Annotated in this window: 22 protein-coding genes and 2 tRNA genes; 7 read left to right on the forward strand and 17 right to left on the reverse strand. The window is 66.5% G+C overall.

From position 1 onward, the window contains the following. Positions 1-7: 7 nt before the first annotated feature. From ACYQ3J_RS03820 to glyS, 3 genes are all read right to left on the reverse strand, one after another. Complete coding sequence (locus ACYQ3J_RS03820; protein ID WP_460124886.1) at positions 8-424, reverse strand: hypothetical protein; 417 nt, start codon at positions 422-424, stop codon at positions 8-10. A 68-nt stretch (positions 425-492) separates the two neighbouring features. Further along, positions 493-906 (reverse strand): hypothetical protein, encoded by a 414-nt coding sequence (locus ACYQ3J_RS03825; RefSeq protein WP_460124889.1) that lies wholly within the window; start codon positions 904-906, stop codon positions 493-495. A gap of 19 nt (positions 907-925) precedes the next feature. Beyond that, entirely contained in the window at positions 926-2,686 is a 1,761-nt protein-coding gene (gene glyS / locus ACYQ3J_RS03830) for a glycine--tRNA ligase (RefSeq protein ID WP_460124892.1), read from the reverse strand. Positions 2,687-2,869: 183 nt separating this feature from the next. On the opposite strand from glyS, the gene speB reads away from it, so the two are divergent. Then, a complete protein-coding gene (gene speB / locus ACYQ3J_RS03835; protein ID WP_460124895.1) occupies positions 2,870-3,793 on the forward strand; it encodes an agmatinase in 924 nt (307 codons plus the stop codon). Here the strand turns inward: speB and ACYQ3J_RS03840 are convergent. Then, positions 3,771-4,010, reverse strand: a complete 240-nt coding sequence (locus ACYQ3J_RS03840; RefSeq protein ID WP_460124898.1) for a TFIIB-type zinc ribbon-containing protein — start codon at positions 4,008-4,010, stop codon at positions 3,771-3,773. The two genes, speB and ACYQ3J_RS03840, sit on opposite strands and share 23 nt — an antisense overlap. Positions 4,011-4,180: 170 nt before the next feature. Here ACYQ3J_RS03840 and yciH point away from each other — a divergent pair, with 170 nt between their 5' ends. Further along, the gene (gene yciH / locus ACYQ3J_RS03845) at positions 4,181-4,486 is read left to right on the forward strand and encodes a stress response translation initiation inhibitor YciH (RefSeq protein ID WP_460124900.1); all 306 of its coding nucleotides are present in this window, start codon (positions 4,181-4,183) and stop codon (positions 4,484-4,486) included. 101 nt (positions 4,487-4,587) lie between these two features. Here yciH and ACYQ3J_RS03850 read toward each other — a convergent pair whose 3' ends face one another. Then, the gene (locus ACYQ3J_RS03850; protein ID WP_460124903.1) at positions 4,588-5,640 is read right to left on the reverse strand and encodes a phosphoadenosine phosphosulfate reductase domain-containing protein; all 1,053 of its coding nucleotides are present in this window, start codon (positions 5,638-5,640) and stop codon (positions 4,588-4,590) included. Between the two features lie 99 nt (positions 5,641-5,739). Beyond that, complete coding sequence (gene dcd / locus ACYQ3J_RS03855) at positions 5,740-6,276, reverse strand: dCTP deaminase (RefSeq protein WP_460124906.1); 537 nt, start codon at positions 6,274-6,276, stop codon at positions 5,740-5,742. 195 nt (positions 6,277-6,471) lie between these two features. Here dcd and ACYQ3J_RS03860 point away from each other — a divergent pair, with 195 nt between their 5' ends. From ACYQ3J_RS03860 to ACYQ3J_RS03870, 3 genes are all read left to right on the forward strand, one after another. Next, a complete protein-coding gene (locus ACYQ3J_RS03860) occupies positions 6,472-6,843 on the forward strand; it encodes an ATP synthase subunit c family protein (protein ID WP_460124909.1) in 372 nt (123 codons plus the stop codon). Between the two features lie 67 nt (positions 6,844-6,910). Further along, entirely contained in the window at positions 6,911-8,353 is a 1,443-nt protein-coding gene (gene proS, locus ACYQ3J_RS03865; RefSeq protein ID WP_460124912.1) for a proline--tRNA ligase, read from the forward strand. A 71-nt stretch (positions 8,354-8,424) separates the two neighbouring features. Next, a tRNA-Ala gene (locus ACYQ3J_RS03870) sits at positions 8,425-8,501 on the forward strand. 11 nt (positions 8,502-8,512) lie between these two features. Here ACYQ3J_RS03870 and ACYQ3J_RS03875 read toward each other — a convergent pair. Beyond that, positions 8,513-10,216, reverse strand: coding sequence for a TIGR04190 family B12-binding domain/radical SAM domain protein (locus ACYQ3J_RS03875; protein ID WP_460124915.1), 1,704 nt, complete (start codon positions 10,214-10,216; stop codon positions 8,513-8,515). 153 nt (positions 10,217-10,369) lie between these two features. Here ACYQ3J_RS03875 and hypE point away from each other — a divergent pair, with 153 nt between their 5' ends. Further along, positions 10,370-11,443 carry a hydrogenase expression/formation protein HypE gene (gene hypE, locus ACYQ3J_RS03880; RefSeq protein WP_460124918.1) on the forward strand — a complete coding sequence of 358 codons (1,074 nt, stop codon included), beginning with the start codon at positions 10,370-10,372 and terminating at the stop codon, positions 11,441-11,443. A 45-nt stretch (positions 11,444-11,488) separates the two neighbouring features. Here hypE and ACYQ3J_RS03885 read toward each other — a convergent pair whose 3' ends face one another. The 8 genes from ACYQ3J_RS03885 to panB form a co-directional block, all read right to left on the reverse strand. Then, positions 11,489-12,211 carry a P-loop NTPase gene (locus ACYQ3J_RS03885; protein ID WP_460124921.1) on the reverse strand — a complete coding sequence of 241 codons (723 nt, stop codon included), beginning with the start codon at positions 12,209-12,211 and terminating at the stop codon, positions 11,489-11,491. Position 12,212: 1 nt separating this feature from the next. Continuing rightward, positions 12,213-12,599: a hydrogenase nickel incorporation protein HypA gene (gene hypA / locus ACYQ3J_RS03890; protein ID WP_460124924.1), complete on the reverse strand. Its 387-nt coding sequence runs from the start codon at positions 12,597-12,599 to the stop codon at positions 12,213-12,215. Positions 12,600-12,685: 86 nt separating this feature from the next. After that, positions 12,686-13,156, reverse strand: coding sequence for a hypothetical protein (locus tag ACYQ3J_RS03895; protein WP_460124926.1), 471 nt, complete (start codon positions 13,154-13,156; stop codon positions 12,686-12,688). Between the two features lies 1 nt (position 13,157). Then, complete coding sequence (gene hypF / locus ACYQ3J_RS03900) at positions 13,158-15,449, reverse strand: carbamoyltransferase HypF (protein ID WP_460124928.1); 2,292 nt, start codon at positions 15,447-15,449, stop codon at positions 13,158-13,160. Further along, a complete protein-coding gene (gene hypC / locus ACYQ3J_RS03905; RefSeq protein WP_460124931.1) occupies positions 15,449-15,736 on the reverse strand; it encodes a HypC/HybG/HupF family hydrogenase formation chaperone in 288 nt (95 codons plus the stop codon). The genes hypF and hypC overlap by 1 nt, the downstream gene beginning before the upstream one ends. An 11-nt stretch (positions 15,737-15,747) precedes the next feature. After that, complete coding sequence (hypD, locus tag ACYQ3J_RS03910; protein ID WP_460124934.1) at positions 15,748-16,914, reverse strand: hydrogenase formation protein HypD; 1,167 nt, start codon at positions 16,912-16,914, stop codon at positions 15,748-15,750. Between the two features lie 225 nt (positions 16,915-17,139). Next, a tRNA-Thr gene (locus tag ACYQ3J_RS03915) sits at positions 17,140-17,215 on the reverse strand. 110 nt (positions 17,216-17,325) lie between these two features. Then, entirely contained in the window at positions 17,326-18,132 is an 807-nt protein-coding gene (gene panB, locus ACYQ3J_RS03920; RefSeq protein WP_460124937.1) for a 3-methyl-2-oxobutanoate hydroxymethyltransferase, read from the reverse strand. A 98-nt stretch (positions 18,133-18,230) separates the two neighbouring features. Between panB and ACYQ3J_RS03925 the strand changes: the two genes are divergently transcribed. After that, positions 18,231-19,328 (forward strand): NAD(P)/FAD-dependent oxidoreductase, encoded by a 1,098-nt coding sequence (locus ACYQ3J_RS03925; RefSeq protein ID WP_460124940.1) that lies wholly within the window; start codon positions 18,231-18,233, stop codon positions 19,326-19,328. Positions 19,329-19,332: 4 nt separating this feature from the next. On the opposite strand, the gene ACYQ3J_RS03930 is transcribed toward ACYQ3J_RS03925, so the two are convergent. Together ACYQ3J_RS03930 and ACYQ3J_RS03935 are read right to left on the reverse strand one after the other, a co-directional pair. Beyond that, a complete protein-coding gene (locus tag ACYQ3J_RS03930; RefSeq protein WP_460124943.1) occupies positions 19,333-20,460 on the reverse strand; it encodes a hypothetical protein in 1,128 nt (375 codons plus the stop codon). A gap of 25 nt (positions 20,461-20,485) precedes the next feature. Beyond that, entirely contained in the window at positions 20,486-22,924 is a 2,439-nt protein-coding gene (locus tag ACYQ3J_RS03935; protein ID WP_460124946.1) for a DNA-directed DNA polymerase, read from the reverse strand. Between the last annotated feature and the right edge of the window lie 79 nt (positions 22,925-23,003).

Consider the following 23,003-nt stretch of genomic DNA (forward strand, 5'->3'; position numbering starts at 1 on the left):
TCCCAAATCAACCGGGGCCCCCGCCCCTCATCGCCTTCTCCACCGCCGACCTCACGCTGAGGGCCCTGGCGTACACGCCCTCCAAGCTGGCCAGGTCCCCTCCCACGTCGATGAAGGGTGACATCGCCTCGAGGGCCTTCTTCTCGCCGGGGTAGGAGACCTCTATGAAGAAGGAGATCAGGGCGTAGAAGTCCATCAAGTCATCGTTGTCCGCGGCGTGCATCCTCGCCGCCACGTTATCCAGGTCCTCCCTAATCCTCGCCCTCAAACCCCTCAGCGACTCGAGGGACTCGGCTAGGAACTCGGGGGAGGTGCGGGTGGACTCGTCGAGCCTCGCCTTAATCCCCCTAACCAGGGCCAGGTGCTGCTTCAAAACCATGGCAATCCTGTCGGCGAGGTACTTGACGACGACATCACCGCTCAACGCTGGCCCACCCCAGGGAGAGGGGGACCCCCCTCCCTTCCCGCGGGCGGCGCGCGGCTTTGACTCGTTTACACGCTCAGCCTGACGCCCATCCGCTCCGTCCCCTTGTAGGGCCTCACCGTCGCTATGGTGTTATCCGCCACGCCGTGCTCCTTCATGAGGTCGGGGTTCACGTGCACCCTGTTCGGCTCTGCCTCCTCGTCTACTACCGCCCTGAAGACGAAGCGGTGCCTCTCAGCCACTACTATCTCCAGCTTGTCCTCGATGCCCAGCTCCTTGGCGAGGCTGGGGTGGATCTTCGCCTCCTCCGGCTTCAGGGAGTAGTCGTACCTGAGGCGTATCCTCTTCTCCGTGACCCTCCTCTCCCTCACCTTGAGCGCGGAGGCTGAGGGGATGAGCGAAAGCGCCTTCTTCAAGTCGAGCTGGCTCGGCTTGGACTCCTCCACGTCGCCCTGGGGCTTGACCTCCTCCTCGCCGCTCACGGCTCCCACGCCCGTCAGTCTAACTTACGGGTTCTCCTAGCTCCTCTAGGCTGGCGCCGTGGTATATGAATCTCTCCAGGGCCTGGGGGAGCCTATCGATGGGGATCCTGACCTGCCTCCACGTGTCGCGGTCCCTGAGGGTCACCGTTCCATCCTCGAGCGTGCGGTAGTCCACCGTGACCGCCGCCGGGATCCCGGCCTCGTCCGCCCTGGCGTACCTCCTCCCGATGCTCCCGCTCCTGTCCAGGGTGACGTGGAAGCCCCTCTCCCTGAGGAGGCCGGCCACCTCCTCGGCCTTCCTCACCAGGCTCTCCTCGCTCTCCAGCAGGGGGAGCACCACGGCGTGAAGCGGCGCTATGTCCCTTGGGAGGGACAGGATCACCCTGCCCTCCCTCTCCCTGTAGGCGTACTCTAGGGCGACGTATAGGAGCCTCTCGACTCCGAAGGATGGCTCGACGACGTGCGGCACGTACTTCTCACCCGTAACCTTCTCCTCGACCTCCACGACTCTCACGGCCTCGGCTGGCACCTCGTAGCCCCCAACCCTCACGGGGCCACCCTGGGCGAGCTGCCTCTCAACCTCGCCGGGGTCCGCCCTGCTTAGGGCCTCGAGCACCCTGGGCGCCTCGGACTTGAAGGTCCTCCCGATCAACGCCTTGTCGGCGATGACGCGCTTCCTCCTAACGATCCTCGGCTCCGGGTACCTCTTGAACACCGCTAGGTCCGCCCCGCTGTACTTGGCGTGCCTGGAGAGGTCGTAGTCGCCCCTGTAGGAGTGCCCGGAGACCTCGACCCACCCCCACCTGGAGACCTTGACGAGCTGGTCGAAGGTCTGGCTGGAGTAGTGGGCCCTCTCCTCGGGGCACTTCTCCTCGAAGAGGATGTTCTCCCTGGGGACGCCGAGGGACTCGACGAACTCCTGGGCGACCGCCATCCAGTAAGCCAGGCAGGGGTGGATTATGACCCCCTTCTCGACCGCCTCCCCCACCGTCAGCTCGACCGGGGATCCCCCGCTCCTCTTAGCCTGGCAGGTGATGAGCCTCAGCCTGGCCCCAGCCCTGGACTGGAAGAACGGGCAGGACCCCTCCGGGTCGGATGGGTCCATGAAGTACTCCATCTCCGCTATCGTGAACTCCCTAAGCCTGATCATCCCCTGCCTCGGGCTTATCTCGTTCCTCCCAACCCTCCCCACCTGCGCTATCCCCAGCGGGATCCTCCCCCTCATCGCCTCGAAGACCCTCTTGAAGGCGACGAACATCCCCTGGGCTAGCTCGGGCCTCACGTAGCCCACGCTGCCCTCGTAGGGGCCTATCTGCGTCTTGAAGAGGAGGTTGAAGAGCCTCACCTCACCTAGGGGGCCCCCGCAGACGGGGCAGGTGACCCCCTTCTCCCTGATCAGCCTCGTCATCTCCTCGGGGCTCAAGCCCTCGGCGTTGACCCCCAGCTTCTCCTCTATCAAGTGGTCTGCCCTGAACTTCCTCCCGCACTTCAGGCACTCCACTATGGGGTCGGTGAAGTGCTCGACGTGCCCGCTGGCCTCGTAGACCCTCGCCGGGCCGATAACCGGAGTCTCGATCTCAACCACGTAGTCGGAGTGGCTGTAGACGAAGTACCTCCTCCACTTCTCGATAAGCCTGTTCTTGACCGCCACCCCCAGCGGGCCTAGGTCGTAGAAGCCGGAGACTCCGCCGTAGATCTCGTATGAGGGCCAGAAGAACCCCCTCCTCCTGGCCAGCTCCATGAGCCTCTCGTACCTATCCTCGCCCCCCGCGGCAGGCAACACTTAACCCCCAGCAGGCACTTGATGCAGCGCCGCGGAGCCTCTTTAATAACTTCGAAGCCTACTCAACGGTTGCAGCCAAAAGGTGCTGGGGAGCCGCCGGCGGCTTGGTGAAGAGTTTTATCCACGCGGGGCTGGCTCTTCCGCGCGCCCCTCCAAGTTATCCGGCTTGGGGTGACGTTGTTGGGGGACGAGTACCTGCTCTACGTCGAGGAGACCCCCTGGGCCTTCGGGGGCTCCAGGAGGCCTCTGGAGCAGTCGGAGTACTTCCTCTTCGGCGCCCCCTTCGACTCCACCGCCTCCTACAGGACGGGGCAGAGGTGGGGGCCCGAGGCGATCCGGAGGGCCTCGGCGTTCATAGAGTTCTACAGCCTCCGCGCCGGCTTCGACGTTGACGAGATCCCCGTCGCCGACGTTGGAGACGTGGCCGTGGTCTACGGGGACGCCCGCGCCACGGTCTCTAGGGTGGAGAGGGTCGTCGAGGCTCTCGCCTCCACCGGGAGGATCCCCGTGATGCTTGGAGGCGAGCACACCGTCACCCTCGGAGCGGTCAGGGGCCTCGCCAGGGCCGGCAGGCTGCCCTGCCTCGTGGTGTTCGACGCCCACTTCGATTTGAGGAGCGAGTACGCGGGCCTGAGGCTCAGCCACGCCACCGTCATGAGGAGGATCATCGAGGAGGTGGGGCCGGAGAGGGTGGTCTACGTCGGTGTCAGGGGGTTCGCCCAGGAGGAGCTGGACTACGCGAGGAGGAGGGGCGAGGTCAAGTTCTACACCGTCAGGGACGTCATGATTATGGGTGAGGTGAACGTCGCCGCCTCGATCAGGAAGGACCTGAAGGACTGCAGGCACGTCTACGTCACGGTCGATATAGACGTCCTAGACCCGGCCTACGCCCCGGGCGTGGGCAACCCGGAGCCGGAGGGGTTCACCACATTCACCCTCTACGAGATAATACACGGCGTCGTCGACGGCAGGCTGGCCGGCTTCGACGTCGTCGAGGTCTCGCCGCCCCACGACTGCGGAGGCGTGACGGCGGCCGCGGCTGCTAAGACGGTGGTCGAGGTGGTCGCCGCCAGAGAGGCGGCTAGACGGCGTAGACCCTCCTGATGTACCCGGAGGAGGGATCCCTGGCCTTCACGAATATCCTGAAGCCGCAGTAGGGGCAGTACTTTACAGGCCTGGAGTCAAGCTCCTCCTTAAGTATCTCCCGCCCGCACCTGAGGCAGTAGTACCTCACCGGCCTCCTGCGTATCCCGTAGGGCAGAGTCTCGGCCTCAGCATGCTCCGGCTCATACGAGTCCCAGCCGAGAGGCTCCCCGGCCACGAGGCGCACCCCTATACAGCCCGGAGAGGTGGGCGGGCGCCTGTAATAATGCTTCACCCCGCCCGTCTAGCGGCGGGGCCCACGGGCCTTCCAGCGCGGGGGAAAAGTATTTAGCCCAGGCCCTATACTTGGGAGAACCCGGCTGTGAGGGCTGGGTGATCCAGCAGGCCATGAGTGACTTTTCGCTCTGCGGAGGGCTCCCCCCCGAGATCTGCGAGCAGCTCTCGGCTGAGGAGCAGATAATCAAGATCAGGCTGGAGAAGAGGAGGTTCGGCAGGGAAGTCACGATAATAGAGGGCATCAACGAGAAGGAGTTCGACTTGAAGAAGCTGGCGTCGGAGCTCAAGAGCAGGCTGGCAACGGGAGGCACCGCGAAGAATGGGAGGATAGAGCTTCAGGGAGACCACCGGCACCGGGTCAAGAAGATACTCGTGGAGCTAGGCTTCCCGGAGGAGAATATAACGATCATCGGCTGAGCCGGCGCCAGAGCCGGCCGCCGGCCCGGCCTCCCCACCGTTTTAGCCCGCATTGTAGGGCAGGGCCGGAACCCCGTCTTTCAGCCGCCCGCCCGGGCCAGCTAGCCCCTGAGCTGGTGCTCCAGGGGCAGCGGCTCCCCCCGCTCCACCGCCGCCAGCGCCTCGCTTATCCTGCCCCTGAGCGGCTCCAGGACGCACGCAGCCGGCCCCCTGGCGAGATCCTCGAGCCCCCTGAGCAGGCGGAGGCGGGCCTCGGGCTTTAGCTTGGAGTACCCGTACCGGCCGCCCCTCTCCCGGTACCTCTCGGGCTCCACCCTGGACATGTAGAGCCACTCCGCCAGCCACGCCTTCAACGCCTCCACGGCCTCCCGCGGCACGAGGCCCGCCTCCGCTAGCGCGGGCCACGCCTTGTCCCTCTTCACGAGGGTGCACGCCCAGCAGCCCATTCTGAGCGTCTCCAGGCTGCCCGTGGCGGAGTAGAGCGCCCTGAGCCACCGCCAGTGGGGGCTGCCCCAGGAGGGATCCCTCGAGTCGATGTACCGCCACACGTCCCCCGCGCTCCAGTCGAGGAGGGGGGCGTAGCCCTCGCCCCAGGGGATCCTGAAGCAGGAGCCCGCCGGGCAGCCGCGGCCCGAGCTGGGCCTGGCCCTCCAGGCTCTTAGCGTGGACTCCTCCGCCCTAACCCCCGTGATTACCGCGAGCTCGCCCCGCCTGGGCCTGCGGCCGAGCCACTCGAGGAGCGCTCTCCTCGCCGGGTTCAGCTTCCACCTCTTCGTGCACCACCTGAACCTGTTGCTGGGGGGAGTGTAGCCCCTGGCAATCATGCCCGCCAGGTCCTCGCCGGGGGCCGGCTGCGCGGCGACCGCGGTGAGCGGGATCCCGCTCCTCGCCGCGAGCCTGTTGAGGGCCTCCACGACGCCGAGGGCGTACCTCCTCAGCGGCGGCGGCTCGAGGAGGGTGTCGCTGTACACCACGAGCACCCTGGGGCAGGACCCCAGCCGGGAGCCGGGGCACCCGTCCAGCATGTAGCGCAGGGCCAGGTCCACGACTACGCTCGAGTCCTTACCCCCGGAGAACGCGACGAGCCAGTAGGGGCGGAGCGTGGCCGCCCTGAGCACGCTGGCAGCGCTCACTCCGGGATCCCGGGTAGCCAAGAGCGGGCACCACACCCGGGGGGTTGGCGGAGAGGGGCCAAGGGACTCTTAATTAGGTAATACCGGCGGCGCCCCGGCAGGCGAGCCGGGGCACACACCCTACCCGCCCTGGACAGGGAATATCTTGGGGAGCCTCACGCCCCTCTGCCCCTTGTACTTGCCGGCGTAGGGGTTCTCGGCTGGCGTGTTGAGCCTCACCAGGACTAGGTGGAGGAACCTGTCCCCCGCGTACAGCTTCACGGGGAAGCTCGACCCCACGACTTCAATGGTTAGCTGGCCCTCGAACCCGGCGTCCACCACCGTGGCCGGGATGTAGAGGCCCGTCCTCGCCCAGGTGCTCCTGAGGTTGACGAGGCCCGCGAGGTAGGGGGGTAGCTTGATGTACTCCATAGTGTGGAGGAGCACGTGCTCCAGGGGCTGGACTATGATCTCGTCGGCCTCCCCGCACTCATAGAACTCCCAGGGATCCCCCGGGTCCCTCGGGTCCAGCACCCTCCCCGTCCTCTTGAACCTGCAGAACTGCCGGCCCAGCCTAAGGTCCACCCCATTCTCGCGTATGATCTCGTCGTCGAAGGGTTCAATGACTAGCTCCCCGAGCGCTATCAAGCCCCTGATATCCCTATCACTCAGGATCAACCCGCGGCCCCCCGCCCCTGCCTAGCCGTTGGTAGCGTAGGCATAACATAAAGGGAGATAGCGTCAGTAAGAGCCCCCGGCCGGCTTCGGTTGCAGTTACCACTTCCAAGTGGTTAAGGGCGGGTCCACCGGCGCGCCCCGGAGGGTACGCTTTAAACCAAGCCGGGCCGCTAGCCGCGGGTATGGTGGATCGCCGTGGTGTGGGCCCGCGTCTCTAAGGCTTTGAAGGACCAGAGGCTGCAGAGGCTAGCACTAGCCATTGCAATCCTCGCCGCGGCAGGCTTGGCGCTCAGCACGGCTGGCGTCGTTGCCTTTGCTCAGGCCGAGGAAGCCGCCGGCGGGCAGGCCGGGCTCAGCGCGGGCCTCAAGTACATAGCCGCAGCGCTCGCCGTGGGCCTCGCCGGGATAGGGGCAGGATACGCCATCGGCGTCGCGGGCGCTGCCGCTGTCAGCGCGGTGACGGAGAAGCCAGAGGTCGCGGGAACTGCCCTCCTATATGTGGCCCTAGGCGAGGGAGTGGCGATCTACGGCCTGCTAATAGCTATACTACTCCTCTTCGTAGTCTAGCCGGCCCGCCGGGGGCTTCACCATTAAACCCCGGAGCCCTCTTTTCCCTCTCCTACCGGTGAATTAGTTGAGCGGCGCCTCCAGGGAGAGGTGGCAGCGGGACTTCCCCAGGTGGTTCGACTGGGTCCTGAGGGATGCTGAGGTCTACGACTACGGCAGGTACCCGGTTAAGGGTATGGGCGTGTGGATGCCCTACGGCTTCCAGATAAGGAGGAGGGTCGTAGAGCTGCTCAGGAGGCTCCTCGACGAGACCGGCCACGAGGAGGTCCTCCTCCCCCTCCTGGTGCCTGAGCAGCTCCTCAGGAGGGAGTCGGAGCACGTGAGGGGGTTCGAGGGCGAGGTCTACTGGGTCACCCACGGGGGCAGGGAGGAGCTGGACGTGAAGCTCGCCCTCAGGCCGACGAGCGAGACGAGCATAACGTTCATGGAGAGCCTCTGGATCCAGAGCTACCGCCAGCTCCCCAGGAAGTTCTACCAGATCGTCAGCATCTTCCGCTACGAGACGAAGGCTACCAGGCCGTTGATCAGGCTGAGGGAGGTCACCACGTTCAAGGAGGCGCACACCGTGCACGACAGCTTCGAGGACGCGGAGAGGCAGGTGCTTGAAGCGGTGGAGGTCTACAAGAGGCTCTTCGACAGCCTCGGCATCCCCTACATCATCTCCAGGAGGCCGGAGTGGGACAAGTTCGCCGGAGCCCTCTACACGATAGCGTTCGACACCGTGATGCCCGACGGGAGGGCCCTCCAGATCGGGACGGTGCACAACCTTGGCCAGAACTTCACCAAGGCCTTCGACTTCAAGATACAGCTGGCAGACGAGAGCCACGACTACCCCTGGCAGACCAGCTACGGGGTGAGCGACAGGGTGATAGCGACGCTCATCTCCATCCACGGCGACGACAGGGGGCTAGTCCTCCCCCCGAGCATTGCGCCGGTCCAGGTGGTGGTCGTCCCGATCCCCGCGGCCGGCGAGGGGGAGGTCGCCGGCTACCTCTCGAGGGTGAGGGAGGTTCTCGAGGACGCTGGGGTGAGGTACAGGGTCGACGACAGGGACGACTTGAGGCCCGGGGCGAAGTACTACTACTGGGAGCTGAGGGGGGTCCCCGTCAGGCTCGAGGTCGGCGCGAGGGAGGCGAGGGAGGGCACAGTGACGATGGCTAGGAGGGACACGCTGGAGAAGGCCAGCGTGAGGCTGGAGGAGCTGCCCCAGGCCCTGGAGAAGGCGTTCAGGGAGATAGAGGAGAACCTCAAGGCGAGGGCGTGGGAGTACCTCAAGTCCAGGGTGAAGAGGGCCAGGAGCGTGGAGGAGGCGAGGGAGTGGATCCAGGCGAGGGCGGGGGTGGTTGAGGTCCCCTGGTGCGGCCGGGAGGAGTGCGCCGTGAAGCTGGAGGAGGAGCTGGACGCCAGGGCCCTGGGGACGCCGTGGCCCAGGGAGCCCGCGGATGGGGAGAGGTGCCCCGTCTGCGGCGCCAGGGCCGTCACGTGGATGAGGTACGCAAAGTCATACTAGGCCCGGGGGTCAGCCTTTAAACCTCCACGCGCCCCCGGACTGGCCCCGGAGGGAAGTGGGCCTTAACGGGTGGGCCGGTAGCTCAGCCTGGAAGAGCGCCGCCCTCGCACGGCGGAGGTCCCGGGTTCAAATCCCGGCCGGTCCACCACACCCCCTCCTTCAGCGCCTCCTGCCGCGGAGGGGTGAGAGGCTCCTGGAGAGGAGGAAGAGGGCCCCGAGCCCTAGGGCTTTAGGTGTCAGGCTCTTCAGGAAGGCCCGTGAGGGGTAGAGCTCCCCCCTCGGCAGGGTCTCCCTCTCCAGCAGGTCGGGCGTCGGCTCCCTAGCGCGGGCCCTGGCGATTGACTCGATCATCTCCTCGGCGTCCTCCTCGGTTATGATGCCGTACCTGGCCTTCACCCTGGTGAGCCCCTCGACGGCGGTGTAGGTGGCCTCCGCCACCCCCTCCCGAGTCAGCCACTCCGTCTCGTAGTTTAGCATCTCCTCCCATGAGGAGGCCTGCTCCACGAGCCTCCTGTGCTCCTCGAGCGTCCTCGCTAGCAGCCTGTACCCGAAGGCCTTGGGATTGCAGAACGCCGGGCTGCCGGGGTCAACAAAGGGCGCCAGGGGGCCCACGAAGGCGTCGAGCCTCCGGGCCTTGGAGCCGATCCTCCTGTAGAGGCTCTCCACGTACCTCGGGATCCCGGCCGCGGACTCCAGCGTCTGGAGCGGGAGGCCGACCATGAAGTAGAGGTCGAGCCTCTCGAACCCCATCGAGAGCGCGTTGGAGATGAAGGACTCCAGCTCCTCGTTCCCGTAGTGCCTCCCGAACCGCCACCTCACCCGCTCCTCCTGGCTCTCCGGGGAGATCTGGAGGAACCACGCCCCCGGGACTGACTTGACGACCTCGAGGAACTCCCGGGTGGGGGGCTTGAAGAACTCTATTATCAGCGTGCTGTCGAAGCCCCTCTCCCTCAGCTCACTCGCCAGCGCCTCCACCCACTTAGCCCCCAGGAGCTGCGTGTCACCGACTATGAAGACCGGTATCTTCATGTACTCCTGTATACTCATTATCTCGCTGGCCATGGTCTCCGGGGACTTCACGGCGAGCCCCCTCCTCCCGAAGAACTTGAAGTAGGTGAACCTGCTCCCACCGCACGTGACGCAGCTGTAGGCGCACCCCTTGAAGGCGAGCACCGCCCCGATGGGCTCCTGGAGGAAGCGGGCGAAGGGGAGGAAGGAGAGGGGGTCCCCGGATTTAGCGGCCTGCCTGAAGAGGAAGGCGTAGTCTATGGCGTAGGGGTCGAGGCTCTTCGGCGCCGGCCTGAGCCCGGTGGTGCGGATCCTCCCGGAGGAGTCTCTCCAGGAGAGGTTCGGCACGTCCTCCAGGCGCCCCCTGCCATCCACAACGCTCTCGGCGAGCTTGAGGAAAGCGTCCTCAGTCGTGTCGCCCAGCACGACGCAGTCGACCCACGGGTACCTCTTGAGGATCTCCCTGTGGTAGATGGTCGCCGAGAGGCCGCCCATTACGACCTTCGAGTCGGGGTGGCACTCCTTGACCAGCCTGGAGATCTCGAGCGCCCCCTGGGCGTGGACTAGCCAGTGGAGGTCCACCCCGTACACGTCGGCCTCAACGCTCCTAATCGCCTTCTCAACGTCGAACCCGGGGTCCACGAGCATCCTGGCGGCGAGGTTCATAATGAATACCCTGAACCCCCTCTTGCCAAGGTAGTTGGCGAGGGAGAGGAAGCCTATAGGGTACAAGTCGAAGACCGGCGTTGAGGGCACGAGGTCGCTTATCGGCCCGTAGTGCCTCCTCACCTTCCTGAAGTCATAGAGCGCCGGCGCGTGGATGAGCACGACGTCGAACCTCAAGCTTGAAGGCACCCAGAGTGATTACGCATAGAGCTGCATAAAACGACTTTCGCGGGCACGCCGGCCACTACGGCTCAGCCGCGGCGCCAAGCTTTTACTAGGCGGGGGCACTGGCTCAGAGTGAGGCGGAGCCGGCCGCCTGCCGAGAGGGAAGGTGGGGGACTGTTGGTGGAGAAGTGGAGGCTCGCGGTTAGGTCGCTGCTCACGCCTAGGCTGCTCCTATCCCACGGGGGCGGCGGCCGCGAGACGTCGGACGTGGTGGAGAAGCTCATCAGGAGGCTCGTGCCCCGCGAGCTGTGGAAGGTGGGCGACGGCACGGGCCTCGACCTGCTGGATGACGCTGCCCTGGTGCCGGTGGACGGCGGGAGGGTTGCGGTAACCGTTGACTCCTACACCGTCGACCCCATATTCTTTCCCGGCGGGGACCTGGGGCTCCTCGCCGCGAGCGGGACGATCAACGATCTCCTCATGGTCGGCGCCCGCCCTGTGGCGGCGCTCGACGCGATCATAGCCGAGGAGGGCCTCGAGGTTGAGACCCTGGCCCGCGTCGTCAACAGCATGGTTGAGACCTTCAAGGCTAACGGGGTCGCGTTGATAGGCGGGGACTTCAAGGTCCTCCCCAAGGGGAGCGTCGACAAGCTCGTTATCACAACGGTGGGCATAGGCACCGTCGTGAAGCCGATCAGGGACGACTCCATAAAGGACGGGGATAAGATAATAGTCAGCGGCTACGTGGGCGTGCACGGCGCGGCAATACTCTCGGCCAGGCAGGCGTTCGGGTTGAAGATGGAGGTGAAGAGCGACGTGAAGCCCCTAACCGACCTGATGCTGCCGCTGATCGAGAAGTACGGGGACTACATCCACGCCGCGGGCGACCCCACGCGTGGAGGAGTGGCGATGCTCCTCAACGACTGGGCCTCGAAGAACGGGCTCGTCATAGTAGTCGACGACGCCAAGATCCCGGTGACGGAGGAGGTCATGAAGTACTCCGAGGTCCTGGGCATAGACCCGCTCTCCCTCGCAAACGAGGGCGCCGCGGTGCTAGCAGTAGACCCTGCAGTAGCGGATGAAGTGGTGGAATTCATGAAGAGCAGGGGCTACGAGGCGGCCAACATCATAGGCGAGGCGAGAGCGCCCAGGGACCCCAGGCACAAGGGGATAGTGCTGGCCAGGACGAGGGTCGGAGGCTTCAGGATAATAGAGCCGCCGAGCGGGGAGATAGTGCCTAGGATATGCTGAAATACGAGAGGGGAGAGGAGCCCCTCCCCCTTGGGGGTCCGCTCTTTAGCCCAGCCTCTCCGCTAGCTCCTCTATGCTCCTAAACGCTTCCGTCTCCGCCAGAGCTCGGGGGTATCCGAGCGCCTCCTCTAGGCCCGGGTCGTGGGGGACGTAGTGGCCCTCTATCTCCTCGAGCCTGCGGCCGACGCCCACGGCGTCGTTCACCACCATCTCCACGTTGGTGTAGCCCTCCTCCCGGAGCAGCTCGATGTACCTCTTGGCGCTGTCGTAGGCCATCTTCGAGGGCGTCGTGACCACTAGTATCGACGCCTTTCCGTCCACGATGTTGAGTAGATCGAGGAGGACGTCGCTGAGGCCGGGCGGAGTGTCTATGACTACGTGCGTGTACTCGTCGTAATCTAGGGCCCCGAGCATCTCCCTGACGGCGTCAACCGCCTCCTGGCCCCTGAGGGGTGCGGGCTTGTTCCTGGTGTACGGCGCTATCCCGATGTAGCCGACGCCGTCGACCTCCACGGGCTTAATGCCCTTCTCCTCCCCCGGCTCTACCCTCGCGGGGTCGATGCCGAGCGCTACGTGCATGTTCGGGTCGCTCACGTCGGCGTCGACGAGCAGCGGCTTGAAGCCCCTCTTCCTGAGGGCGAGCGCTAGGAGCACTGAGACGATGGTCTTGCCCACCCCGCCCTTGACCCCGGTTACGAGTATCACCCTGCGCTTCGACAGTTCCCTCTCGATCCTCGCGAGCCTCGGGTCCCTCGCTACCTCCCTCACGTCACTCCACCTCGAAGACCAGCCTGACCCCCCGGCCCTGGACTACCTCGAAGTCCCGGGAGCCGCAGCGGGGGCACTTGACGTGGGCGTGCACTGACTCAGGGACGAAGTGAATGTACTCCCGCTCCTCGTCGCCCAGTTTGAGGTCGGAGAGCGTCCAGGTGTGGCCGCAGCGCCTGCACCTGAAGACGGTCGGCTCCACCTCGTACTCCACCCTGACGCCCGGCGCCACCTCGCCTATCATCATTTCCACGTACTGCTTCAACACGTCGACGTCTATGTTCTGCAGCTCTCCTAGGATCACCTTCACCCGCCTGACCCTGCCGTTCCTGCGGAGCCCCGCCTCCACCTCCCTGACTAAGGCCTCCGCTATCGCCCACTCATGCATAATGCTCCCCCACAGCGGCTAGGGGAGTCGCCACGTCTTGGTTTAAATGTGCGCCGCGCTCAAGCCCCGCGTGCACCCGCCCCTGCTCAGCTCCTAGACGCGCCGCCCCCTGAGTCCGGGCCTGCCACGCCGCACTCAGCTTCAAGCACTCTCCCGAGCCCCTCGCGGCACGAGCCGCTCTCCCTGAGCTTGTAGACCACGACCGGTGTCTTCGAGAGGACTCTGAGGGCATCGATGTAGGGGTCAGCGTCGAGTACGCCGGTGAGGTTCGGCCAGAGGGTTCTCACGAGGAGGTCTGGGTCCCCGGTGTACTTCTCCGCCTCGGGCTTGACGACGATTCGCTCGTCCTCCCTGCACCTGGGGCAGGCGAAGACGAGCACTATCTCATCCGCACCGTGCTCCTCGGCCATGGAGAGGAGGTTCAAGGCGTCGACTCCAGCGTCGACTACCACGCAGCAGCCCAGGCGGCTCCCGTGGAGGCGTGAGGCCTCCTCAGCCAGGCAGAGGGAGTACTCGGAGGCCAGGCTCCCCACTACCCCGACGAGCTTCAAGCCCATGCTACCTCCTCCACTGTAGGGCGCCGGCGACGGCCTGGCCCAGGGGGATCCCCCCGTCGCCCGGGGGGACGAGCCTGTTGTAGAGCACTCTCACCCCCGCCTCGGCCGCGGCGTCCACGACCCCCTCGGCTATGTAGTCGTTGACCGCGGCCCCGCCGCTGAAGGCGAGGGGCGCCCTCACCTCGCCCAGGGCGGCCTCCGCGAGCGCCCTGCCGACCCAGTAGAGGGCGGTCGCAGCCGCCTCGGCGGCCCTGCCCTCGAGGGCCCCCTCGACCACGTGCTCCACCACCCTCAGGGGGTCTAGGACCCCAGCCTTCACCGGGGGCTCCAGCCTCTTGTCGGGCCTCGCGCCGCGCATCCTGAGCCAGGCCTCGAGCCTTATCGCGGGCTCCCCCTCATAAGTCCTCTTGAACGCGACGCCGAGAAGCGCCGCTATCGCATCGGCGAGCCTGCCGGCGCTGCTCGACTTGAACGCCGCCCCCTTCGCCTGGGCGTAGGCGACCCTCACCTCCTCCGGGGAGACGCCCCTGCCCAGCACGCCTAGCTTGGAGAGGACCCCCTCCACCTCCTCGAGCGTGTAGCCTAGGGAGAGGATGCCGACCGCCACCCTCGCCGGCCTCTTCGCGGCGGCGTCGCCGCCGGGCAGGGGGAAGTAGCCTATGTGCCCGGCCCTCTCGAAGCTCCCCCCCTCCACGACTAGGGCCTCCCCGCCCCAGATCGCCCCGTCGACCCCGTAGCCGGTGCCGTCCACCGCCACCGCGGGGTACGGGGCCTCGAGGTCGACCCGCCACTCGGCGAGGGCGGAGAGGGCGTGGGCGTGGTGGTGCTGCACCTCCACTATGCCGCCGGCCCCAAGCTCCTCGGCCAGGTCGGGGGCGATCCTCCTGTTCGAGTAGGCCGGGTGCATATCCACCACCACGTACTCGGGGTGAAGCCTGTAGTTCTCGGCGAGCCACCTCACCTCGGACTCGAGCTCCGCGAGGTTAGCCGGGTTGTCCAGGTCCCCAATGTACTGGGTCAGCACGACCTTGTCGTCGAATGCCACGGCGCCGGCGGTCTGCAGCTCCGCCCCGAGCGCTACGGACTCGGGGAGCTTGATGGGGACCCGGATCCAGTGGGGGGCGTAGCCCCTGCCCCTCCTGAGCATCACCACCCAGCCGCGGGTCTTCCTGAGCACGCTGTCGTCGACCCTGTGCACTATCTCCCTGTCGTGCTCAACTATGTAGTCCACCTCGCCCTGGAGCTGGTCGAGGAGGCAGTCGAGGTTCGTGCACATCGGCATCCCGTGCCTGTTCCCGCTGGTCATTATCAGGAATCCGTCCCTGACCGAGTCGAGGAGGAGGACCTGGAGCCCCGTGTAGGGCATCATGACTCCGAGCGTGTCCAGCCCCGGGGCGACGAGATCCGAGACTGGGGCTCCGGGCCTGCGCTTGAGGAGGAGTATCGGCCTCTCCGGCCCCCAGAGGATCCCGCAGTCCCCCTCGTCGAGCTCGACTATCCTCGCGGCCGCCTCGCAGTCCCTGGCCATGAGTGCAAGGGGCTGCGTCGGCCTGTCCTTGATCCTCCTAATCCTCTCCACCACGTCGTCCCTGCTAGCGAGGCCGGCGATGTGGTAGCCCCCGACCCCCTTCAAGGCGAGGACGTGGCCCTCCTCGACCAGCCTCGCAGCCTCGGCTACGGGGTCCTCGACGTCGAGCCTCCTGCCGTGGGAGTCGAGGAGGAAGGTCCTGGGCCCGCAGACGGGGCAGCTCATCCCCTGCGCGTGGTGCCTCCTAACGTTCCAGACGTCCTCGTACTCCCTCCTGCACTCGGGGCAGAGGGGGTACTTGTTCATCGAAGTGTTCTCCCTGTCGTAGGGCAGCCTGTACATCATCGAGAACCTGGGGCCGCACCAGGCGCAGCTGTTCCAGGGGTACCTGTACCTCCTGCCCCCCGGCGTCCTGATCTCCCTGATGCACTCCATGCAAATCCCGAAGTCAGGGGGTATGGCGCTCCTCGCCGTCACGCTCCTCCCGCTCTTCTCTATCGTGAAGCCCTTGAAGCCCCGGGGCTCGGCCTCCTCGACAACCAGCTCCTCTATCCGGGCGGGGGGAGGCTTCTCCCTCTCCAGCCTCTTGATGAACTCCCTCACCCTCCCCCCGTCGCCCTCGACGTGTATGAGGACCTCGCTCCCACCCATGTTCCTGACAAAGCCGGAGAGGCCTAGGCGCAGGGCGAGGCGGTGGACGAAGGGCCTGAAGCCGACGCCCTGCACTATGCCGACGACCCGGATCCTGGCGGCGGAGGGGTTCATTAAGCCACCTCACCCAGCCTCCTGAGGAGGCCCTCGAAGTCCTCGGACTTCTCCTCCAAGTCCCTTATAAACTCCTCCACGTCGCTGTAGAGGCGCTTCGCCTCCTCCTCGTCTATCTTGGAGATGATGATCCCGGCGTGGACTATGACCACGTCGCCCACTTCGACCCCGCCGACGGTGGAGGCGTCGACGTCAACCACTACCCCGTTCGCGAACTCCACCTTCGCAAGGCCGTCCTCGCTGACCTCGACAACCTTGCCGGGGATCCCGAGGCACACGCCTACCACCCCTGCGGGGTCTAGATGAGGGAGAGGCTTTTAGCCACGCTCTCCGCTAGGCCACCGCCGCCGAACCTAGCCCAGACGGAGCAGGCCCCCTCAACGCTCACCATGCAGGGCCCGTAGGGCGTGCCGGGCGTGCACCTCTTCATGAAGAGGGGGCAGTCGGTGGGCTTGGCGAGGCCTAGGGTTACCTCGGCGCACCTGCAGCCGGGCGGGAGGTCGTAGCGCCACTCCTCGGGCGTGGGCTCTCTTATGCCGTACTGCTTGAGGGCGTCGTACTTGGAATACTTGTCCCTGAACGCCAGGCCGCTCTCGGGCACGTAGCCCAGGCCCCTCCACGCGGCGTCCACCACCTCGCAGCACTCGTTGATGAGGCGCTGCGCCACGGTGTTGCCCTCCCAGGTCACGGCCCTCTTGTACTCGTTCACCAGCCTCGGCTTCCCCTCCCTGAGCATTAGGAGTATCAGGAGCACCGCCTTCAACACGTCTATGTGCTCGAACCCAGCCACCACCGTGGGGATCCCGAACTCCCTGGGGACGAACTCCCACGCCTTAGCCCCCGTGATGGTTGAGACGTGGCCCGGCGCTATCACGCCCCTGATGGGGGCGTCCCTGTGGGCCTCGAAGGCGTACCTCATAATGGGAGGGGTGAGCCTGTGAACGTTTATCGCCGTCATCTTCTCGGGGAGCCTCCCGTTCACCACCGCAGAGGCGAGCGCGGGGGCGGTGGTCTCGAAGCCAACCGCTATGAAGACAGACTCCTTCGGGTCCCTCCTGTAGTGCTTGATCGCCTCCACTATGCCGTAGACTATTACGACGTCCGCCCCCTGGGCCCTGGCGTCGGCGAGCGTCCTAGGCCTCGAGGACCCCGGGGGCTCGCTCCCGGGCAGTAGGTAGACGTCGCCGTAGGTGTAGACCCTCACCCCATCCATGGCGAGCCTTATCGCGGCGTCGACGTAGAAGGCTGGAGTGATGCAGACCGGGCAGCCGGGCCCGGCGACGAGCTCCACGTTCTCCGGCATGAGAGACCTGATGCCCCCCGAGACGATCGTGTGCTCGTGAGTCCCGCAGAAGTCCATGATCTTAACAATCCCGTCAACGTCACGGGCAACCCTGTGGATGAGCTTGGTAACCTTCTCAGCCGCCGCCCGAGAATCGCCTCCGCCAGCCTGCAGCTGCTGCAATCCCACACACCCACTTCCACTTAAAAGGCCAGCGCCAGGGCCCAGTGCTATCTTCGCGAAATCCCCGGGGGGAGCAGGCTATAAGCATTGATTTATAGCTGGTCTATACCGCCGCTCGTGTTCTAAGCCTTAGACCCGGTCTTCCTGAAGGCCTCCGGGATGGCGGCGCTTGCGGGGTTCACCGGGGAGGGGTAACGGGTGACCGGGGGAGGACTGGGTGGGGCGTGGAGCCGCCGCCGGGATTCGAACCCGGGACCTCCGCCTTACCAGGGCGGCGCTCTGCCAGCTGAGCTACGGCGGCTCCCACTCGACTCCAGCCCTCCACCGCCCCCCTTTAATTATTTACCGCGCTAGGGGGACGCTCGGGGTCTTGGAGCGCCCCCTCTTCATCGCCTCCCCCCGGGTGGGGGGTTACTTGTAGTGCTCGGGGCCGGGGAATTTGCCTTCCCTCACCTCCCTGGCGTAGTCCTCGATGGCCTTCCTTATGAGGCTGGCTGCGTCGGCGTAGCGCTTCGCGAATGGGGGAGTGTAGAAGCTGAGGCCTATTATGTCGTGTAGGACTAGGACCTGCCCGTCGCAGTGGGGGCCGCTTCCTATGCATATCGTGGGTATGCCTATGGACTCCGTCACCCTCCTGGCGACGTCCGCCTTCGTGAACTCCACCACCACGGCGAACGCTCCGGCCTCCTCGAGTGCCTTCGCATCCCTCACTATCGCCTCGGCCTCCGTGGGGGTCTTGCCCATCCTCCTGTAGCCGCCCAGCCTAGCGGCCCTCTGGGGGGTGAGGCCGACGTGGCCCATGACCGGGATCCCGGCCCTGACTATAGCCTTAACCACGTCCGCGACCTCGCTGCCGCCCTCGAGCTTCACCGCCTCCGCCCCGGCCCTAGCGAGGGCGCCGGCGTTTAGCACCGCGTCCCGCGTCGAGGCCTCGTAGCTCAGGAATGGCATGTCAGCTACTATGAGCGCGCAGGGCTTAGCCCTCGCCACTGCGGCGGTGTGCCTGAGCATGTCCTCCACCGTGACTGGCAGCGTGGACTCGTAGCCGAGGACCACCATCCCCAGGCTATCCCCCACGAGGATAGAGTCCACGCCAGCCTCGTCAGCCAGGGCGGCGGTGGGGTAGTCGTAGGCCGTCACCATCACTATCCTCTGCCTGCCCTTCATCGAGGCGAGCGCGGGTGCCGTCACCTTCCTCCTCCCAGACCTGCACGACAAGACGGGCCTCCTCCCCGTGGACGGGCGGGCTCCGTGGGTCTCGGGGAGGGCGCCGGGTATTATTTGGCCTTAACCCCCGCCGGGGCTGGGGGTTGAGCTTGGCGCGAGCCTACGACGTGGCAGTGGTCGGCGCGGGCGTCGCCGGTGCGTGGGCTGCGCTGCACCTGGCTAGGAGGGGCTTGAGGGTGTTCCTCGCCGCGCCAGAGGGCGTGCTGGGGGGGCCCGCTTCGCTGGCGGCCGGCATCGTGACCACCCAGCTCGCCGAGCCCCACCTCTCCTGGGCCCTCCGCTCGCTCGAGCTTTACCGGGAGGCCGGGGTGGCTAGGCGCGTCAGAGCCGTCTGGATCGCCCCGTGGGAGGTCGTGGACTCGGTGCTCGCAGCGCTCGGGGAGCGCGGGATCCCCTGCGGCCCCCTCGACGAGGCCCAAGCCACGGAGCTGGCTGGGGTCGAGGTCAGGACGCCCCCAGGGCTTAAGGCCGCGTTCACCGAGGACGCCCTGCTCGACCTGAGCGCCCTCGCCTCCTGGCTCTCCACTCAGCTCGAGCGGCTGGGGGTCGAGGTCTCGCCCTGCAGGGCGCTCGCCGCGAGCGGCGGGAGCGTGGACTGCGGCTCCCACGCGGTTGAGGCCGGCGAGGTCATCGTCGCCGCCGGGCCGTGGACCCCCGGGGTCCTAGGCGTCCCCCCCGAGAGGCTGGGGTTAACGGTCTACAGGTGCCAGGCCTCGAGCGTGGACCTCCCGGGCCTCAAGGCGCCCGTCTACGTGGACCTTGATAGCGGAGACTCCGCCTACGCCGTGCCGGAGTCCCCGGCCACCGCGGTCGTGGGGGACGGCCCCAACGACCCGCTCCGGGATCCCGGCGAGGCCACCCCCCTGCCCGAGGCCCCGTATGAGGCTCTGGAGACCCTCTCAACCGCCCTGCCCGCGGCGCTGGAGGCGAGCCCCAGGACATCGTGGGCCGCGCCGTGCATTCTCGCGGGGGACGGCTACCCGCTCCTCGGGAGGCCCTGGAGGGGGGCGCCACTCGTCTTCACGGGCCTCAACGGCTACGGCCTCATGGTAGCCCCGGCGCTCGCGGAGATCCTGGCGAGGCACGTGGCCGACGGCGAGGAGATCCCCGGGGAGGTGAGGGCCTCCAGGCCCCTGGAGCCCTGGCGCGGCGGGGGGCCGCCCCCGGAGCCCTACAGGACCCACTAGCCTCCTACCGCCACGACGGCCTCTTCTCCTTCACAGTCAGCAGGCTCAGGCCGAGGTCCTTGGGGGGCACCCGCCACCGTGCCGCTAGCGAGGCCATGTCGGCTGCGAGCCTGGCCTCGAGCGTCGCCCCCCTCGCCTTCCAGCTCTCCTCCCCCACGAGCACGAGGGAGACCCCCGCCTCCACCGCGAGCGCGGCTAGCGCCGCCACGACGCCGGTGGAGTCGGCGTCCACAAGCTCGTAGAAGTTGTTCAAGCCCAGCATCACCGGCACGCTGGGGGGGAGCCTCTCCGAGAGCACCCTCGCGGCTATCAGCCCCTCCAGCGCCCCCGGGTGCACGGGCGGGTTCAACACGGGGTCAACGACCACCCTGGAGTAGCCGAGGCCCCTCGCCCTCGACGCGGCCCTAACGAGGCTCTCCACCCGCTCCCTCCACGGCGCCCTCGGGTCGCTGGGGACGAGCACGAACCACGCCGCCCCCCTAAGCCTCGGGGGGATCCCGTCGAGCCTGTCGGGGGTGAGGCTGAGCACCAGAGACGCCCCCGCCTCCACCGCCTCGGCCTGGAGGCTCTCATCCCAGTAGTCGAAGCCTGCCGGGATCCCCCGCGCGGCGAGCCATGAGGCCAGGCCGAGGGCAGCCCTCGCCCCCCCGCCGCCCGCGGCCCCCGCGACGACGAAGTCGGCCCCCTCAGCCGCCCTCGCCAGGGCCTCGGCGCGGGCATCGTACCACGCGCTGTCAGCGTAGACCTCCGAGGCGACGAGGAGCGGGGGAGGCCTCCCCGGGATCCCCGCGGCCACGGCCCCCCTCATCTCCCCGAGGACGCGGAGCACCACAACCGCCCTCCCCCGGGGATCCCGCCACGGCGGCTCCCCCCCGCCGGCCCAGCTGGACCCGTGGACCTCTAGGTAGTCGGCCAGCGCCTCAAGCGAGGGGGGCCCCTCGACTAGCCTAGCCCTGCACCCGGCTGGGGGCCGGTAGCGGGGGGGCGCTACCACGACCCCGCCCACGCTGCAAGCCTCGAAGAGCGGGATAACCACGACCCCGAGCCTCTCGAGCCTCGCCCTCACGCCGGGGTCGACGCTTGAAGGGTCCGGGGTCGCAGCGTAGAGCCGGGCAGCCACCCCTCGAGCCACCGGCTCCCCCAGGGGTGGGGGGCTGCTACTTCTTCCTCCCGCCGCTCCGGCGCGCCGGCGTGGCCCCGGCGAGGAAGTCTAGGAGGCTCGCTTGCCTCGCCCCGGATTTGAGGGTCTTCTCAGTCACGCCGAAGTAGCCCAGGATCCTTAGGGCTGCGGGGATCACCTGCTTCTCGATGTAGTAGTTGACGTCTACCTCGCTGGGCTTTACGGTGAAGTAGGGCCTCGCCCTCCTCGACACGTTTCCGGCCCCCTTCACTATCACGTAGCCAATCTTCGCCCCCGGCGCCACCTTGATGCCCATCGACTCCATTATCCTCGCCGCCACGGCGTGGGGGGCCTCCGCCTCGTACTCCTCAGGCCTCTTGGTCAGCGTCTTCCATATCACAAGCTTCTCGATCGGCACCCTGCCGGCCTTCAGGTCCTCTATAACCCTCCTGACGTACTTGACCGCCTCGTCCACCCCGCCCGTTCTGAGGACGAGCTCGGCGACCTTGAGCTGCGTCTCCTTCGCCAGCTCGCTCCAGTCCCCCCTCACGGCCTCGAAGCCCACCACGTCTATCTTGCCGTCCTGGGTGAGGCCCACGTACCTCTTCTTAGCCTCGGTGAAGAAGACCTTCCTGTACACCTTCTCCAGCTTGACCTCGAAGCCCAGCTCCTTCTCGATGCGCTCGATGAGCTTCTCGACCACCCCCGGCTTGTAGGTGACGAAGAGGCTGTCCGTGTCGCCGTATATGACGTCGAGCCCCATCTCCTTCGCCATCTTTATCGAGGTGGTGATGAGGCTCCTCCCCCACGCGGTCACCGCCTCGGCGCACTCCCTGCAGTACCACCTCGCCGCGGGCCAGCCCATGTAGCCGTAGCTTGCGTTCGCGAGCACCTTGATCGCCTTCTGCCTCTCGTCGAGCAGCCTGTACTCCGGGCTGTCCTTCGGGTACTTCTTCATCTCCTCCTTGATCGCCCTCCTCCAGCCGAGGAACCTCTCGAGCACCCTCCTGAAGAAGCCGGGCGGGCTCTTCCTGAACTTGTGCCCCACCTCGGGGGCTACGTTGACCTCCTCGGGGTCGTAGGGCTCGCCCGGCCTGACGAGGGTGTCTGGGCCGACGTTGTACTTTATCATGATGTTCGGGTACATGCTTGCGAAGTCTAGGACTGCTATGTTCTCGTGGACGCCCACCTTCGGCTTGAGGACTATGGCGCCCGTGTACTTCTCCTCCCTCCTCTCGACCCTGTTAGGCACCAGCTCCCCGGCCTTGAACGCCTCCCTGATTAGCCTCCACTCCAGCCTGAAGCCCACGCTCGCAGCCATGACCTGGTCGAGGGGGAGCCCGCTCACCTGGCTGAGCTGGGCGCCGAAGGGCAGGAACCTGTGGGCGAGCCCCATCGTGGAGTCGACGTCGTCGGCTGTGTACTGCTTGAGAATGGGCCTCTTCTTCTCGTCGTCCCAGTACTCCGCTATCTGCCACCACTCCAGGATCACCCTCTCACTCTTCCTCTTCACCCCGAGGTACTCCGCCACCTCCTCCAGGCTCTTCACCTTGACCTCGTGCATCTCATCCGCGAAGTCGTACAGGTCGACGTTGAGCCTGCCGGGTACGGAGATGTGGCCGTAGACGCTCGGCTGCGGCGTCGCCCCCCTCCGCCTCCCAACCTCCAGCCTCAAAGCGTGGATCTTAGCCCTCTCCATGAGGTAGGGCCAGTCGAACCTGTTCTGGTTGTAGCCGACGATGATGTCGGGGTCCGTCTTCCTCACCGCCTCCACGAACCTCGCTATTAGCCTCTTATCGCTGCGCCCGTCCGCCTCCAGGATGACCGCCTCCCCGCCGGGGTGGACCTTGTAGCCTATCAGTATCACCGGGTCCCTCCTCGGATCAGGGCTCCTCTGGGGGTTGTAGGCCTCGATGTCGAAGGCCATGATCCTGAGGCCCTCGAGGGGGTCCCTCATCACGGCCTCCTCGGCCTCCTCGATCTCCCCCTTCACCGTGAACGCCTTGTCAACGTAGTAGCCGGGGGCGCTCACCTCCTCGACTGCGGCCCTGTACCAGCGGAGGGGGTAGATGTTCTTGTCTATGAGGAACCTCATCGCGAACCTGATGTCAGCCTCTAGGACCTCCCTCACGCCGGGCAGGTTAGCGACCTCCCCCCGGTACTCCCTCACCGCCTCGGGGATGAGGGTCTCAACCCTCAACGCCTTCACCGGCCTCCCGAAGTACCTCCTCTCGACGAGGTCGACGGAGGTAATCGGGCTCCTCGGCTTCGAGAGCCTCCTAATCATCTCGGCGACCTCGCCGGGGTCGGCGTCCTCCTCGAGGAGGGCGTAGAAGTATGGCCTGAAGCCCTCGTAGAACAGCACCGCCCTGCCGCCGTCGCTGAGGCGGGCCCAGAGGACTAGCCTAGCCTTCCCCCCAACCACCTCGTAGCTGGCGTCGAGGAGCTGGAACTCCACAACACCCTGCCCGGCCAAGACGCGGCACCGTCCCCTATAGCAGACTTAGGGGCTCCCCAGCCCTATTGTATTGACCGCCCGCCCCTGGGGGGTGCTA

Source organism: Stetteria hydrogenophila (assembly GCF_054657575.1).

What these genes read in the sequence shown, in the direction of transcription:
- yciH (WP_460124900.1), top strand. Translation starts at nt 4,181, where the DNA reads ATGAGTGACTTTTCGCTCTGCGGAGGGCTCCCCCCCGAGATCTGCGAG.
- hypA (WP_460124924.1), bottom strand. Translation starts at nt 12,599, where the DNA reads ATGCATGAGTGGGCGATAGCGGAGGCCTTAGTCAGGGAGGTGGAGGCG.
- hypF (WP_460124928.1), bottom strand. Translation starts at nt 15,449, where the DNA reads ATGAACCCCTCCGCCGCCAGGATCCGGGTCGTCGGCATAGTGCAGGGC.
- ACYQ3J_RS03895 (WP_460124926.1), bottom strand. Translation starts at nt 13,156, where the DNA reads ATGGGCTTGAAGCTCGTCGGGGTAGTGGGGAGCCTGGCCTCCGAGTAC.